Source organism: Streptomyces sp. NPDC001922, assembly GCF_042891165.1.
GTDB lineage: Bacteria > Actinomycetota > Actinomycetes > Streptomycetales > Streptomycetaceae > Streptomyces.
Genome location: NZ_JBIASV010000011.1, coordinates 228,795 through 243,936 on the forward strand (window position 1 = coordinate 228,795; position 15,142 = coordinate 243,936).

The 15,142-nt window shown below is 71.7% G+C and carries 12 protein-coding genes; 3 read left to right on the top strand and 9 right to left on the bottom strand.

The window, feature by feature from the left end:
* The first annotated feature begins 90 nt into the window (after positions 1 to 90).
* The 3 genes from ACFYYR_RS22015 to ACFYYR_RS22025 all read left to right on the top strand — a co-directional run bounded on the left by ACFYYR_RS22015 (position 91) and on the right by ACFYYR_RS22025 (position 1,663).
* Positions 91 to 564 (top strand): SRPBCC family protein, encoded by a 474-nt coding sequence (locus tag ACFYYR_RS22015; RefSeq protein ID WP_388856008.1) that lies wholly within the window; start codon positions 91 to 93, stop codon positions 562 to 564.
* A complete protein-coding gene (locus tag ACFYYR_RS22020) occupies positions 543 to 980 on the top strand; it encodes a CBS domain-containing protein (RefSeq protein WP_388856011.1) in 438 nt (145 codons plus the stop codon). Before ACFYYR_RS22015 ends, ACFYYR_RS22020 begins: the two co-directional genes overlap by 22 nt.
* A gap of 236 nt (positions 981 to 1,216) precedes the next feature.
* On the top strand, positions 1,217 to 1,663 hold the full coding sequence (locus tag ACFYYR_RS22025) for a hypothetical protein (RefSeq protein ID WP_388856014.1): 447 nt from the start codon (positions 1,217 to 1,219) through the stop codon (positions 1,661 to 1,663).
* A gap of 412 nt (positions 1,664 to 2,075) precedes the next feature.
* On the opposite strand, the gene ACFYYR_RS22030 is transcribed toward ACFYYR_RS22025, so the two are convergent.
* The 9 genes from ACFYYR_RS22030 to trpC form a co-directional block, all read right to left on the bottom strand.
* Positions 2,076 to 3,536, bottom strand: coding sequence for a glutamate synthase subunit beta (locus ACFYYR_RS22030; protein WP_388856017.1), 1,461 nt, complete (start codon positions 3,534 to 3,536; stop codon positions 2,076 to 2,078).
* Positions 3,529 to 8,124, bottom strand: a complete 4,596-nt coding sequence (gene gltB / locus ACFYYR_RS22035; RefSeq protein WP_388856020.1) for a glutamate synthase large subunit — start codon at positions 8,122 to 8,124, stop codon at positions 3,529 to 3,531. Before gltB ends, ACFYYR_RS22030 begins: the two co-directional genes overlap by 8 nt.
* A 311-nt stretch (positions 8,125 to 8,435) precedes the next feature.
* Positions 8,436 to 9,167, bottom strand: a complete 732-nt coding sequence (locus tag ACFYYR_RS22040; protein WP_388856023.1) for a VIT1/CCC1 transporter family protein — start codon at positions 9,165 to 9,167, stop codon at positions 8,436 to 8,438.
* Between the two features lie 248 nt (positions 9,168 to 9,415).
* Positions 9,416 to 10,519, bottom strand: coding sequence for a prolipoprotein diacylglyceryl transferase (gene lgt, locus ACFYYR_RS22045; RefSeq protein ID WP_388856026.1), 1,104 nt, complete (start codon positions 10,517 to 10,519; stop codon positions 9,416 to 9,418).
* Between the two features lie 82 nt (positions 10,520 to 10,601).
* The gene (locus ACFYYR_RS22050; RefSeq protein ID WP_388856029.1) at positions 10,602 to 11,396 is read right to left on the bottom strand and encodes a DsbA family protein; all 795 of its coding nucleotides are present in this window, start codon (positions 11,394 to 11,396) and stop codon (positions 10,602 to 10,604) included.
* Between the two features lie 69 nt (positions 11,397 to 11,465).
* Positions 11,466 to 12,281, bottom strand: a complete 816-nt coding sequence (trpA, locus tag ACFYYR_RS22055) for a tryptophan synthase subunit alpha (RefSeq protein WP_388856032.1) — start codon at positions 12,279 to 12,281, stop codon at positions 11,466 to 11,468.
* The gene (gene trpB, locus ACFYYR_RS22060) at positions 12,281 to 13,546 is read right to left on the bottom strand and encodes a tryptophan synthase subunit beta (protein WP_388856035.1); all 1,266 of its coding nucleotides are present in this window, start codon (positions 13,544 to 13,546) and stop codon (positions 12,281 to 12,283) included. Before trpB ends, trpA begins: the two co-directional genes overlap by 1 nt.
* A 454-nt stretch (positions 13,547 to 14,000) precedes the next feature.
* On the bottom strand, positions 14,001 to 14,195 hold the full coding sequence (trpM, locus tag ACFYYR_RS22065; protein ID WP_388856038.1) for a tryptophan biosynthesis modulator TrpM: 195 nt from the start codon (positions 14,193 to 14,195) through the stop codon (positions 14,001 to 14,003).
* Positions 14,161 to 14,970: an indole-3-glycerol phosphate synthase TrpC gene (gene trpC, locus ACFYYR_RS22070; protein ID WP_388856041.1), complete on the bottom strand. Its 810-nt coding sequence runs from the start codon at positions 14,968 to 14,970 to the stop codon at positions 14,161 to 14,163. Before trpC ends, trpM begins: the two co-directional genes overlap by 35 nt.
* Positions 14,971 to 15,142 lie beyond the last annotated feature (172 nt).

Here is a 15,142-nt window from a genome sequence, read left to right on the forward strand (position 1 = left end):
CCGGGGTTGCGCGGGGCGGTGGGCGGCCCGGGGCCGATTCGCATCCCCTGCCGGGGCGGAGCAACCTGGATAGCAGGTTGGAGGTCTCCGATGAGCACGCTCGAAGAGCAGATCGACATCGACGTCCCCGCGCGGGTGGCCTGGGACCGTCTGCACCGTGTCGAGGACTACCCCCGGTTCATGGGCGGCGTCCGGGAGGCACGGACGGAGGGCAGGCACCGGGCGCACCTGGACATCCACGCCGGGGACCGGGTCTACGAGCTCGACGCAGAGATCCTCGACCGCGGCCAGGGGCGGCTGATGATGTGGCGCACCATGAACGGCGCCCCGCATCTGGCGGGCACGTTCTCCATCCTGCCGCTCGACCCCGAGCACACCCGGATCCAGGTCCGGGTCGAGTACGACCCGGACACGGTCAAGGAGGAATTCGGCGGGCCGAAGGGATTCGCGCAGGCCAGTGCGATCGAACGACTCGTACGGAACGACCTCCGCCAGTTCAAGGATCTGGCGGAGAAGGAGCGCACCGAAGGGAAGGACGAACCATGGCCACGACAGAAACCATGAAGGCCCGCGACGTCATGCACCAGGGCACGCAGTGCGTCGGGGAGAGCGAGACGCTCCTCGACGCCGCCCGCATGATGCGCGATCTCGACGTGGGGTGCGTCCCCATCTGCGGTGAGGACAACCGGCTCAAGGGCATGATCACCGACCGGGACATCGCCGTGCGCTGTGTCGCCGAAGGGATGTCCCCGGGGAACGTGCGGGCCGGAGCCTTCGCCGGGCAGCTGTTCTGGATCGACGCGGACGCCTCCATCACCGAGGCCCTGGAGACGATGGAGACCCACCAGATCAAGCGGTTGCCGGTGATCGACGTGCGGGACGGCCACCGGCTGGTCGGCATGATCAGCGAGACCAATCTCGCCCGGAACATCCCGGACGCCATGATGGCGGAGTTCGTCGAACGGGTCTACGCGGTCTGACGGGCCCGGCTGGGGCCGCTCCCCCGGCCCCGGGGACGCCCACCGCACCGCGGGCGGAACGGCGGGGTGCCGGCGCCCCGGCGGCAGGGGGCGGACGTCCGATCTCGCGCAGAGGACGCCGATGAGCGCGCCGGCGCCCCCGCGGCAGGAGGCGGACGTCCGTCGGGCCACCGCACCCGGGCCGCGGCCGGGCGCGGCAGGACAGGGGTCCGTCACCCCCGGCGGCGGGAGGAACGATGCGCTCAGCTGCGGTGGCGGCGGCCGCGCTGCTGGCCCTGGCCGTGGGGACGGCGGGCTGCGGCAGCGGCGATTCGGCCGCGCCCGCGGACGGCGCCCGCTTCGAGGCCCGGGCCGACCGGATCGAACGCGACTGGCCGGATGTGGGCCCGGTGCCCGGGCGCCATGCCGATCTGCTCCCGCTGGAGGGTGCCGAGCGCCCGAGCGGCGCGGCGGGGCCCGCGCTCACGCTCCGGGTGGGTCACGGGGCGTGCGTCACGGACTGGGGCGCCCGGGTACGCGAGACGGACCGGCTCGTCGTGGTGGCGGGCTGGGAGAAGCCGAAGGACGTCGACGTCTGCACGGACCAGTTGCTCATCGACCCGGTCACGGTGCGGCTGCGCAATGCGGTCGGGGACCGCACGGTGGTGGACGCGGCGACCGGGGAGCGGCTGGCCGTGCGCTGAGCCGGGCCGGGGCCCACCGCCCGCGGGTGGGCGGGGCCGGTGCGATGAGCGGGGCCGTGCCGCGCGGGTTGCGGATGGGCCGGGGGCCGAGGCCTGCGGGGTGGGGGTTCCGGAACGTATATTTACGGCCCTGGGGCCACAAATGCACGGAAGCTTCCGGAACCCCCACCCCTCCGGCCCCGGCCCCCTCCCGCGCATCGGCAGCTTGCGGTGAGCGGGCGGGCGGTGGCCGGAATACCGGCAGAGCACCGCACCGGCCGCCCCCGGACAGCCCACGGCGCCTGCCTACGGTCGGGGAGACAGGCGCCGCGGATTGTTCCGTACGACGTTGTACGGGACACCTCGGGACGGAACCGGGCTCGTGCGGTGAGCGCCGGATCCGTCGGCCGGAGGCGGTCGGACGGAGGGGGGCTCAGACGGTGAGCGCCCGGTCCGTCGGTCGGATGGGGGCGGGCAGGGCGCTGTGGCCGGTCAGGAAGCGGTCGACGCCCTTGGCCGCCGAGCGGCCCTCGGCGATCGCCCACACGATGAGCGACTGGCCGCGGCCCGCGTCACCGGCGACGTAGACGCCGGGCACGTTGGTCGCGAAGTCGGCGTCGCGCGCGACGTTGCCGCGGGCGTCCAGCTCCAGGCCGAACTGCTGGACGAGGCCGTTCTCCTGGTCGGTGCCGGTGAAGCCCATGGCCAGCGTGACGAGCTGGGCCGGGATCTTCCGCTCGGTGCCCGGCTTCGGCTCCGGCCTGCCGTCCTTGAACTCGACCTCGACCAGGTGCAGGAACTGCACGTTCCCGTCCTCGTCGCCCTCGAAGCGGGTGGTGGAGACGGAGTAGACCCGCTCGCCGCCCTCCTCGTGCGCGGAGGTGACCTTGTAGAGCATCGGGAAGGTCGGCCACGGCTGGTTGGCGTTCCGCTCCGTGCCCGGCTTGGCCATGATCTCCAGCTGGGTGACCGAGGCGGCGCCCTGGCGGTGGGCGGTGCCGACGCAGTCGGCGCCGGTGTCACCGCCGCCGATGACGACGACGTGCTTGCCCTCGGCGGTGATCGGCGGGGCGACGAAGTCGCCCTCCTGCACCTTGTTGGAGAGCGGCAGGTACTCCATCGCCTGGTGGATGCCGTTCAGCTCGCGCCCCGGCACCGGCAGGTCGCGCGCCGTGGTGGAGCCGGCCGCGATGACCACCGCGTCGTACCGCTTGCGGAGCTTCGCCGCGTCGATGTCGCGGCCGATCTCCACCTCGGTGCGGAACTTGGTGCCCTCCGCGCGCATCTGCTCGATGCGGCGGTTGATGTGGCGCTTCTCCATCTTGAACTCGGGGATGCCGTAGCGCAGCAGGCCGCCGATGCGGTCGGCGCGCTCGTACACCGCGACCGTGTGGCCGGCCCGGGTCAGCTGCTGGGCGGCGGCCAGGCCCGCCGGGCCCGAGCCGATGACCGCGACGGTCTTGCCCGACAGCCGCTCGGGCGGCTGCGGGGTGACGTCACCGGAGTCCCACGCCTTGTCGATGATGGTGACCTCGACGTTCTTGATGGTCACCGGAGGCTGGTTGATGCCCAGCACGCACGCCGACTCGCACGGAGCCGGGCACAGCCGCCCGGTGAACTCCGGGAAGTTGTTGGTCGCGTGCAGCCGCTCGCTCGCCTCGGCCCAGTCCTCGCGGTAGGCGTAGTCGTTCCACTCGGGGATGAGGTTCCCCAGCGGACAGCCGTTGTGGCAGAACGGGATGCCGCAGTCCATGCAGCGACTGGCCTGCTTGCTGATGATGGGCAGCAGCGAGCCCGGCTTGTAGACCTCGTTCCAGTCCTTGACGCGCTCCGACACGGGACGCGTCTCGGCGACCTCGCGGCCGGTGGTGAGAAAGCCCTTCGGGTCAGCCATGGGTCGCCGCCTCCATCATCTTCTCGTGGGTCTCGGACTCGGAGAGTCCGGCACGCTCGGCGGCGTCCTTGGCGGCGAGCACGGCCTTGTAGGTGGCCGGGGTGACCTTGCTGAACCGGGTGACCGCGGACTCCCAGTCGGCGAGCAGCTTCTCGGCGACCGTGGATCCGGTCTCCTCCTGGTGGCGCTGCACGGCACCGTGCAGCCACTGCTGGTCGTCGGCGTTCAGCGGGCCGACGGCCGAGATGAGTTCCTTGTTGACGTTGGCCGGGTCGAGGTCGATCACGTAGGCGAAGCCGCCCGACATGCCGGCCGCGAAGTTCCGTCCGGTGTCCCCGAGCACGACGGCGTTGCCGCCGGTCATGTACTCGCAGCCGTGGTCGCCCACGCCCTCGGACACCACGGTGGCGCCGGAGTTGCGGACGCAGAAGCGCTCGCCGACCCGGCCGCGGAGGTAGATCTCGCCGCCGGTCGCGCCGTACGCGATGGTGTTGCCCGCGATGGTCGAGTACTCGGCGAGGTGGTCGGCGCCGCGGTCCGGGCGGACCACCAGCCGGCCGCCGGAGAGGCCCTTGCCGACGTAGTCGTTGGCGTCGCCCTCCAGCCGCAGGGTGACGCCGCGCGGCACGAAGGCGCCGAACGACTGGCCCGCGGAGCCGGTGAAGGTGATGTCGATGGTGTCGTCCGGCAGACCCGCGCCGCCGAACTTCTTCGTCACCTCGTGGCCCAGCATGGTGCCGACGGTGCGGTTGATGTTGCGGATGGCGAGCTGGCCGCGGACGGGCTGCGCCGCCTCGGCCGAGTCCGCGGTCAGCGCGTCGGCCGCCAGCTTGATCAGCTGGTTGTCGAGCGCCTTCTCCAGACCGTGGTCCTGCTCGATGACCTGGTGGCGGACGGCTCCGGCCGGCAGGTCCGGCACGTGGAGCAGCGGCTCCAGGTCCAGGCCCTGCGCCTTCCAGTGGTTCACCGCCCGCTGGGTGTCGAGGAGTTCGGCGTGGCCGACGGCCTCCTCCAGGGTGCGGAAGCCCAGCTCGGCGAGGAGCTCACGGACCTCCTCGGCGATGAACTGGAAGAAGTTCACCACGAACTCGGCCTTGCCGTTGTAGCGCTCGCGCAGCACCGGGTTCTGGGTGGCGATGCCGACCGGGCAGGTGTCCAGGTGGCAGACGCGCATCATGACGCAGCCGGAGACCACCAGCGGGGCGGTCGCGAAGCCGAACTCCTCGGCGCCGAGCAGCGCGGCGATGACCACGTCGCGGCCGGTCTTCAGCTGGCCGTCGGTCTGCACCACGATGCGGTCGCGCAGGCCGTTGAGCAGCAGCGTCTGCTGGGTCTCGGCGAGGCCGAGCTCCCAGGGGCCGCCCGCGTGCTTCAGCGAGGTGAGCGGCGAGGCGCCGGTGCCGCCGTCGTGGCCGGAGATGAGCACGACGTCCGCGTGTGCCTTGGACACACCCGCGGCGACGGTGCCGACACCGACCTCGGAGACCAGCTTGACGTGAATGCGCGCCCGGGGGTTGGCGTTCTTCAGGTCGTGGATCAGCTGGGCCAGGTCCTCGATGGAGTAGATGTCGTGGTGCGGCGGCGGGGAGATGAGCCCCACGCCCGGCGTCGAGTGCCGGGTCTTCGCGACCCACGGGTACACCTTGTGGCCGGGCAGCTGGCCGCCCTCGCCGGGCTTGGCGCCCTGCGCCATCTTGATCTGGATGTCGTCGGAGTTGACCAGGTATTCGCTGGTCACGCCGAAGCGGCCGGAGGCGACCTGCTTGATGGAGGAGCGGCGCGCCGGGTCGTACAGGCGCTCCGGGTCCTCGCCGCCCTCACCGGTGTTGGACTTGCCGCCCAGCTGGTTCATGGCGATGGCGAGGGTCTCGTGCGCCTCCTGCGAGATGGAGCCGTACGACATGGCGCCGGTGGAGAAGCGCTTGACGATCTCGCTGACGGGCTCGACCTCGTCGACGGGGATCGGCTCGCGGTCGCTCTTGAAGCCGAACAGGCCGCGGAGCGTCATCAGGCGCTCGGCCTGCTCGTCGATCCGCTGCGTGTACTGCTTGAAGATGTCGTAGCGGCGGGCGCGGGTGGCGTGCTGGAGCCGGAAGACCGTGTCCGGGTCGAACAGGTGCGGCTCGCCCTCGCGGCGCCACTGGTACTCGCCGCCGATGTCCAGCGTGCGGTGCGCCGGGGCGATGCCGGAGGCCGGGTAGGCCTTGGCGTGCCGCTCGGCGACCTCGCGGGCGACGACGTCCAGGCCCGCGCCACCGATCTTGGTGGTGGTGCCGTGGAAGTAGGTGTCGACGAACGACTCGTCCAGGCCGACGGCCTCGAAGACCTGCGCGCCGCGGTAGGAGGCGACGGTGGAGATGCCCATCTTGGACATCACCTTGAGCACGCCCTTGCCGAGCGCCTTGATGAGGTTGCGGATGGCGGTCTCGGGGTCGGCGTCCGGGAGGAACGTCCCGGCGCGGACCAGGTCCTCGACCGACTCCATCGCGAGGTACGGGTTGACGGCGGCGGCGCCGTACCCGATGAGCAGCGCGATGTGGTGCACCTCGCGGACGTCGCCGGCCTCGACGAGCAGCCCCACCCGGGTGCGCTGCTTGGTGCGGATGAGGTGGTGGTGCACCGCGGAGGTGAGCAGCAGCGACGGGATCGGCGCGTGCTCGGCGTCGGAGTGCCGGTCGGAGAGCACGATGAGGTGGGCGCCGCCGGCGATCGCGGATTCGGCCTCGGCGCAGATCTCCTCGATCCGGGCGGCCAGCGACTCGCCGCCGCCGCTGACCCGGTAGAGACCGGAGAGCGTGGTGGCCTTGAAGCCGGGCAGGTCGCCGTCGGCGTTGATGTGGATGAGCTTGGCCAGCTCGTCGTTGTCGATCACCGGGAACGGCAGGGTGACGCTGCGACAGGACGCGGCGGTCGGGTCCAGCAGGTTGCCCTGCGGGCCGAGCGAGGAGATCAGCGAGGTGACGAGCTCCTCGCGGATGGCGTCCAGCGGCGGGTTGGTGACCTGCGCGAACAGCTGGGTGAAGTAGTCGAACAGCAGCCGCGGCCGCTCGGAGAGCGCGGCGATCGGCGAGTCGGTGCCCATGGAGCCGATCGGCTCGGCGCCGGTGCGGGCCATCGGCGCGAGCAGGACCCGCAGCTCCTCCTCGGTGTAGCCGAAGGTCTGCTGGCGGCGGGTGACCGAGGCGTGGGTGTGCACGATGTGCTCGCGCTCGGGCAGGTCCTCGAGGTCGATCAGACCGCTCTCCAGCCATTCGCCGTACGGCTGCTCGGCGGCGAGCTGGGCCTTGATCTCGTCGTCCTCGATGATGCGGTGCTCGGCGGTGTCCACGAGGAACATCCGGCCGGGCTGGAGGCGGCCCTTGCGGACGACCTTGGCCGGGTCGATGTCCAGCACGCCGACCTCGGAGGAGAGCACGACCAGGCCGTCGTCGGTGACCCAGTAGCGGCCGGGGCGCAGCCCGTTGCGGTCGAGGACCGCGCCGACCTGGACGCCGTCGGTGAAGGTGACGCAGGCCGGGCCGTCCCAGGGCTCCATCATCGTGGAGTGGTACTGGTAGAAGGCGCGGCGGGCCGGGTCCATGGTGGGGCTGTTCTCCCACGCCTCGGGGACCATCATCAGGACCGCGTGCGGCAGGGACCGGCCGCCGAGGTGGAGCAGCTCCAGGACCTCGTCGAAGGAGGCGGAGTCGGAGGCGTCGGGGGTGCAGACCGGGAAGGTCTGCTCCAGGCCGCCGAACAGGTCGCTGCCGAGCTGGGACTCGCGGGCCCGCATCCAGTTGCGGTTGCCCTGGACGGTGTTGATCTCACCGTTGTGCGCGACGAACCGGTACGGGTGGGCGAGCGGCCAGCTCGGGAAGGTGTTGGTGGAGAACCGCGAGTGGACCAGCGCGACGGCGGTCGCGAAGCGGCGGTCGGACAGGTCCGGGAAGAACGGCTCCAGCTGTCCGGTGGTGAGCATGCCCTTGTAGACCAGGGTCCGGGCGGAGAGCGACGGGAAGTAGACGCCGGCCTCGCGCTCGGCGCGCTTGCGCAGCAGGAACGCCTTGCGGTCCAGCGCGATGCCGGTGGCCGCGCCGTCCCGGTCCGCGACGAACAGCTGGGAGAAGGCGGGCATGGTGGCGCGGGCGCCGCTGCCGAGCAGCTCGGGGGCGACGGGGACCTCGCGCCAGCCGAGGACGGTCAGGCCCTGCTCACCGGCGATGGTCTCGATCCGGGCCGCCGCAGCGGCGCCCTCGGTCCCGTCGGCGGGCAGGAAGGCGATGCCGACGGCGTAGGCGCCGGCCTCGGGGAGCTCGAAGGAGACGTTCTCGCGCAGAAACGCGTCCGGAACCTGGAGCAGGATGCCCGCGCCGTCGCCGGAGTCCGGCTCGGAGCCGGTGGCGCCGCGGTGCTCCAGGTTGCGCAGCACGGTGAGCGCCTGCTCCACGAGCTCGTGGCCGGCCTCGCCGGTGAGGTTCGCCACGAAACCGACGCCGCAGGCGTCGTGCTCATTGCGAGGGTCGTAAAGGCCCTGCGGAGCGGGGCGCTCGTCCAGGGGCGACCAGGCGGTGGTGTCACCGGTCGCGGAGTGCGTGGACGCGGAACGCATCGGCTCTCCCGTCGTCGTCGTGGCAGTGTCAGTGCCGAGGGACGACGTTGGCCCTCTGCGCAAAATTTCGTGCAGGCTACATGATGGCCCGCTTCCCAAGAAGCGGATCCCTCATTTCACAATGCGGACACCACGGATACTGGTGGATGAGGGGCCGTGTACGGACGGGTCGCCATCCTGGGCCCCGGGCGCGACAGGCGACTCTGCCCGCAGCGCTTTCGGCTCATGCCCGCTCGTTGCCGGACTGAAACCGTTCAGAAACACTGAACTGCCGAAACAACCTGGTCGTGCACGTCCGCTCCCGCGGGTGCCTATCCGACGGCGGTGCCGAACAGCGCACCGAGCCCGAAGGTGACCGCGGCAGCGGTTCCGCCCAGTATCAGCTGTCGGAGCCCGCTGTACCACCAGGAGCGGGCAGTGACCCTGGCCACGACGGCGCCGCAGGCAAAGAGGCCCAGCAGCGCCAGCAGCACCGCGGGCCACAGGGCGACCGCGCCGAGCAGGTAGGGCAGGACCGGCAGCAGCGCGCCCACCGCGAACGATCCGAAGGACGAGACGGCGGCGACCGCGGGCGAGGGCAGGTCTCCCGGGTCGATGCCCAGCTCCTCCCGCGCGTGGATCTCCAGGGCCTGCTCGGGGTCGGTGGACAGCTGCCGGGCGACCTCGGCGGCGAGGCCCGGCTCGACCCCGCGCGAGACATAGAGCTCGGCCAGCTCCTGCTGCTCGTCCTTGGGGTGCTTGCGCAACTCGCGCCGCTCCACCTCCAGCTCGGCCAGGACCAGCTCGCGCTGGGAGGCGACCGAGGTGTACTCGCCCGCCGCCATCGAGAAGGCCCCGGCGGCCAGACCGGCCAGACCGGTGATGACCAGCGTCTTCGACGAGACGTCGCCGCCCGCCACGCCGGTGATCAGGGCGAGGTTGGAGACCAGTCCGTCCATCGCGCCGAAGACCGCGGGCCGCAGCCAGCCACCGTTGACGTCCCGGTGGGTGTGGTTGTCGCGATGGGAATCGTGCAGGGCGGCGGCGTTGTCGAGGACGGACATGATCGGTGGGTCTCCCTTCCCGGGAAGGGCCTGTTGCTCTCCCCCATGCCTTCGAAACTACGCACGAGAACCGTGATCCGCCAGCAAGGAAGGCCGAACTTACCGCTGTGACCTGCGGTTTCGTCTCGGGGCGGGAAAAAGTCGGGGCGGCGGCCAGTGCGGGCGCCGCCCCCGGCACACGACGACCGCCGGCCCGCTGTGTGCGGACCGGCGGTCGTCAGGTGGTGCGGAGTGCCGTGCGGCGAGGGTCAGGGCTTCTTGGAGGACTCGGACTCCGACGCCTCGGACCCGGTGCCCTTGCCCTTCTCCTGGGCGGCAGCGCCCTTCTCCCCGGCGGCGCCGCCGGAGGTCCCGGGCTTCGCACTCTTCCCGCCGGCCGTGGCCTGCGCCGCGTCCTTCGAGGTCTTCACGTCCTTCGTGGCCTTCACAGCCGTCGCGCCCTGCGTGGCCTTCGTGGCCTTCGTGGCGGACTTCGCCGCGGGCGAGCCCTCGGCATCCCCGTCGCCGGCGACGTCCTCCGCGCGGGCCTCTTCCGCCGCGGGCTCGACCACGGCCTCGCGCCCCGGGAACTTCCGGGCGGCGACGATCATGTAGCCGACGGCGGCCAGGAACACGAGGATCGACGTCCACACGTTGAGACGGACCCCCAGGATGTGGTGGGCCTCGTCGATCCGCATGTACTCGATCCAGCCGCGGCCCACCGTGTAGGCGGCGACGTACAGCGCGAACGCCCGGCCGTGGCCGAGCTTGAAGCGGCGGTCCGCCCAGATGACCAGCAGGGCCACACCGACGCACCACAGCGACTCGTACAGGAACGTCGGGTGGTAGGTGCCGGCGATCTTGCCCGCGCCGGGGTTGGCGTCGATCTTCAGGGCCCAGGGCACGTCGGTCGGCTTGCCGTAGAGCTCCTGGTTGAACCAGTTGCCCCAGCGGCCGAGCGCCTGAGCGAGCGCGATACCGGGCGCGACCGCGTCCGCGTACGCGGGGAGCGGGATGCCCCGGCGCCGGCAGCCGATCCAGGCGCCGACCGCGCCGAGGGCGATGGCGCCCCAGATGCCGAGGCCGCCCTCCCAGATCTTGAAGGCGTCGACCGGGTTCCCGTTCTTGCCGAAGTACGGCTCGTACGTGGTGATCACGTGGTAGAGGCGGCCGCCGACCAGGCCGAACGGCACCGCCCAGACGGCGATGTCGGCGACGGTCCCGGACAGGCCGCCGCGCGCGACCCAGCGGCGGTTGCCGAGCCAGACGGCGACGAAGACGCCGAGGATGATGCAGAACGCGTAGCCGCGCAGCGGGATCGGTCCGAGGTAGATCACGCCGGTCGACGGGCTGGGAATGTATGCGAGGTCCATGGCGACACCGACGCTACCGTGCCGGACGGGAAGTGCGGCAATCCGCCCGGCAACGGCTGCGTAACGTCAGCCCCTTGTGTCCCTACTGTCCCGTGGGAGATGCGGACTTCGCGGCGTCCTCGACGGCCTTCTTCAGCTTCTGCGGGGTCAGCGGATCCTGCTGGTTGCTGTAGACGTCCTTGCCGTTGAGCAGCACGGTCGGGGTGCCCTGGCGGTTGGAGCTGGTGAAGGCCTCGTTGGCCTTCTGCACCCAGGCGTCGTGGGAGCCGTCCTCGACGCAGGTGCGGAACGTGTCGGTGACCAGGCCGGGCACCTTGCCCGCCAGCTCGATCAGATAGTCCTTGTTGGCGAAGGCGTCGTTCTGCTCCGGCGGCTGATTGTCGTAGAGCACGTCGTGATACGGCTGGAACTTGCCGGCGTCCTGGGCGCAGGCCGCCGCGTTGGCCGCGTTCAGCGAACCCCGGCCGCCCAGATTGCCGTCGATGATGGTGACCAGGTGGTACTGGGCCCGGAGCCGGCCCGCGCGCTCCAGCTCGTGGACGGTGCTGCGGAAGCCCCGCTCGAACTGGGCGCACGCCGGGCAGCGGAAGTCCTCGTAGACCGTGAGCACCGACGGCGCGGCGGGCTTCCCCACCGGGATCGCCAGGCTGTCCTCGCCGTTCGCCCCGGTCGGCGCGACCACGGGGCCCTCGGCCTCGTCGTCGCTCCCGGTGCTGCTGACCGCGACACCGATGGCCGCGGCGATGCCGAGCACCGCCACCCCGGCGGCGCCGACGATCAGCGCCCGCTTGCGCTTGTCCCGGGACCTCTCCCGCTCGCGCTCTTCCTGCAGCCGCTCGCGGGCGCTGCGCTTTCCCTCTCGGTTCTTGTCACTCACACCCTGAAGGAACGAACCGGGGAGGCCGGAAGCGGCCTCCCCGGTTGCAGATCCACCCTTATGGGCGAGTCAGCCGCGTCGGCGGACGCCCTCCGCCAGCTCGCCCGCGAGCGTCCGGACCCCGGCGAGCCCGGTCTCCAGGTCCGGGGCGTCGAGCAGCCGCTTGACGAAGGCGGATCCGACGATCACCCCGTCCGCGAACCGGGCGACCTGCGCGGCCTGGTCCGCGTCGGAGACTCCGAGCCCGACGCAGACCGGCAGCGCGGTGGTCGCCCTGGTGCGCCGCACCAGGTCCTGGGCCTGCTCCCCGACCGACTCCCGGGTGCCGGTGACGCCCATCAGCGAGGCCGCGTAGACGAAGCCGGTGCCCACCGCGGTGATCCTGGCGAGCCGCTCGTCACGGCTGCTGGGCGCGACCACGAAGACCGTCGCCAGACCGTGCTGCTCGGCGGCCTTCCGCCACACCTCGGACTCCTCGACCGGCAGGTCGGGCAGGATGCAACCCGCTCCCCCGGCCTCGGCCAGCTCGGCGGCGAACCGCTCGGGGCCGTAGCGGTCGACGGGGTTCCAGTACGTCATGCACAGCACCGGCGCGCCGGTCGCGGCGTGCGCCTCACGGACCGTCCGCACCACGTCGGCGATCCGCACCCCGCCCCGGAGGGCGATGTCGTCGGCGGTCTGGATGACCGGGCCGTCCAGGACCGGGTCGCTGTGCGGCAGACCGACCTCGACGATGTCGCAGCCGCCCTCGACCATCGCGGTGACGGCCCGGACACCGGCGTCGACGGTCGGGAACCCGGCCGGCAGATAGCCGACGAGCGCGGACCGGCCCTCCTCCTTCGCCCGGGCCAGCACGGAACCCAGCAGCTCCACGTTTCCCGCCATCACTCGGTCCCCTCGGTCTCGTCGGCCTCGACGGCGTCCGTCGGGTCGTACAGCCCGAAGTACCGGGCAGCGGTGTCCATGTCCTTGTCGCCGCGGCCGGAGAGATTGACGAGCACCAGCCCGTCCGGCCCCAGCTCCCGGCCGAGCTCCAGCGCCCCGTGCAGGGCGTGGGCGCTCTCGATCGCCGGGATGATGCCCTCGGTCTCCGAGAGCAGCCGCAGCGCCTGCATCGCCTGGTCGTCCGTGACCGGCCGGTACTCGGCGCGGCCGGCGTCCTTCAGGTACGAGTGCTCGGGGCCGATGCCCGGGTAGTCCAGTCCGGCCGAGATCGAGTACGGCTCGGTGATCTGGCCCTCGTCGTCCTGGAGGACGTAGCTGCGGGAGCCGTGCAGGATGCCGGGCTCGCCGACGCTCAGGGTGGCGGCGTGCTCACCGGACTCGACACCGTGGCCCGCGGCCTCCAGGCCGACCAGCCGCACGCTCTCGTCCGGGATGAAGGCGTGGAACAGGCCGATGGCGTTCGAGCCACCGCCGACGCACGCGGCGACGGCGTCCGGCAGCCGCCCGGTGCGCTCCAGGATCTGCCGCCGCGCCTCGACGCCGATCACCCGGTGGAAGTCCCGCACCATGGCCGGGAACGGGTGCGGCCCCGCGACCGTCCCGAACAGGTAGTGCGTCCGGTCGACGTTGGCGACCCAGTCGCGGAACGCCTCGTTGATCGCGTCCTTCAGGGTCCGGCTGCCGGACTTCACGGCGACGACCTCGGCCCCGAGCATCCGCATCCGGGCCACGTTGAGGGCCTGGCGCTCGGTGTCGATCTCGCCCATGTAGATCACGCACTCGAGACCGAACAGCGCGCAGGCCGTCGCGGTGGCGACACCGTGCTGGCCGGCGCCGGTCTCGGCGATGACCCGGGTCTTGCCCATGCGCTTGGTCAGCAGGGCCTGCCCCAGCACATTGTTGATCTTGTGGGACCCGGTGTGGTTGAGGTCCTCCCGCTTGAGGAAGATCCGCGCTCCCCCGGCGTGCTCCGCGAACCGGGTCACCTCGGTGAGGGAGCTCGGCCGGCCCGTGTAGTTGACGAGCAGGTCCTCCAGCTCGGCCGCGAAGGCCGGGTCGGCCTTGGCCTTCTCGTACTCGGCGGCGACCTCGTCCACCGCGGCGACCAGCGCCTCGGGAATGAACTTGCCACCGAAGGCACCGAAGTAGCCCTCGGCGCTGGGAATGCGGCCCTCGGGGTCCGGAATGAAGAAGTCAGACGACATCCGACGTACTCCTCAAAAGGGGCAGTGCCCCATATATCTCGGCATAGGAACAACGCTACGCGAAGGCAACTGCGCTACCGCCCGTCCGGGCACGGAAAGGCCACGTCGACGCAACCCACCAGGAATCCGAACCGGGCCACCGGGGGCCACGAGACGAACGCGAGGCGGGCCACCTACGGACGCTGCCTCCGGGGGGAGCGGGCCACCGACGGGAGGTGACGGGGCCGGAGGGCTGGGGGTTCCGGGAAGCTGCCGTGTATTTGTGGGCCCCCAGGGCCCGCAAATACACGTTCCCGGAACCCCCAGCCCGGAGGCCCCGGCACCGTCACTTACGCAACGACCGGCAGCACAACACCAGCAACCACGAACGCCCCGCACAACCTCGCTGAAGCCCGCAGAAGCGCCCCCGGGGAAACGACCCCGCAGGCGCGACCCCACAGCCCGAGCCGGACGGCTAAAGCGCAGTCGCCCGACGCCATCGCATCCCGTTGACCTGCCCCGGCTCACAGCCGATCACATACCGCACCCGGCGCCCCCGCACCCGCCGCGCAGGCGCGCGACAGCCCCGCGGCCTGCAGCCGCGAGCCAACCGGGCGTAGGCGTGCACGACGGTCTCAGCCCCGCCCGTGCCGCAGGGCCGGGTGCGCACCGGCGGCCACCAGGTCGGCCACGGCCGCCTTCGGGTCCCGCCCGGTGACGAGCGACTCGCCCACCAGCACGGCGTCGGCGCCCTCGTTCGCGTAGGCGATCAGGTCGTGCGGCCCGCGCACACCCGATTCCGCGATCTTCACGATGTGGTCCGGGATCTCCGGCGCGATCCGCGCGAAGTTGCCGCGGTCCACCTCGAGGGTCTTGAGGTTGCGGGCGTTGATGCCGACGATCCGCGCTCCGGCGGCCACCGCCCGCTCGGCCTCCTCCTCGTCGTGCGCCTCGACGAGCGGGGTGAGCCCGATGGACTCGGCCCGCTCGATCAGCGACACCAGGGCTTCCTGGTCGAGGGCGGCCACGATCAGCAGGGCGAGGTCCGCGCCGTACGCCCGGGCCTCCCACAGCTGGTAGGAGGTGACGATGAAGTCCTTGCGCAGCACCGGGATGTCGACCTTGGCCCGGACGGCCTCGAGGTCGGCCAGCGAGCCGCCGAACTTGCGCTGCTCGGTGAGGACGCTGATGACGGCCGCCCCACCCGCTTCGTAGTCGGCGGCGAGCCCGGCCGGGTCGGCGATCGCGGCGAGCGCACCCTTGGACGGGCTGGAGCGCTTGACCTCGCAGATCACCTTGACGCTGTCACCGCGGAGCGCGGCGGCGCCGTCCTTGGCCTGGGGAGCCTTCGCGGCCCGCTCCTTGAGCTCGTCGAGGCTGACGCGCGCCTGCCGCTCGGCGAGGTCGGCGCGGACTCCGTCGATGATCTCGTCGAGCACACTCACGCGAGAGGCCCCCTTCCGGTCCTGAGCAATCGGTCGGCGCCCTGAAGGCGCTGCCCCATCCGGTGCTTCCTGGGGCACTGCGATGGTATCCGGCCGAAGGCGGAGGTCCCGCATCCGGTGGACGACGGTCCCACGACCTGGACATTCCGCTGGACCAGCGCAACTTCCGCAG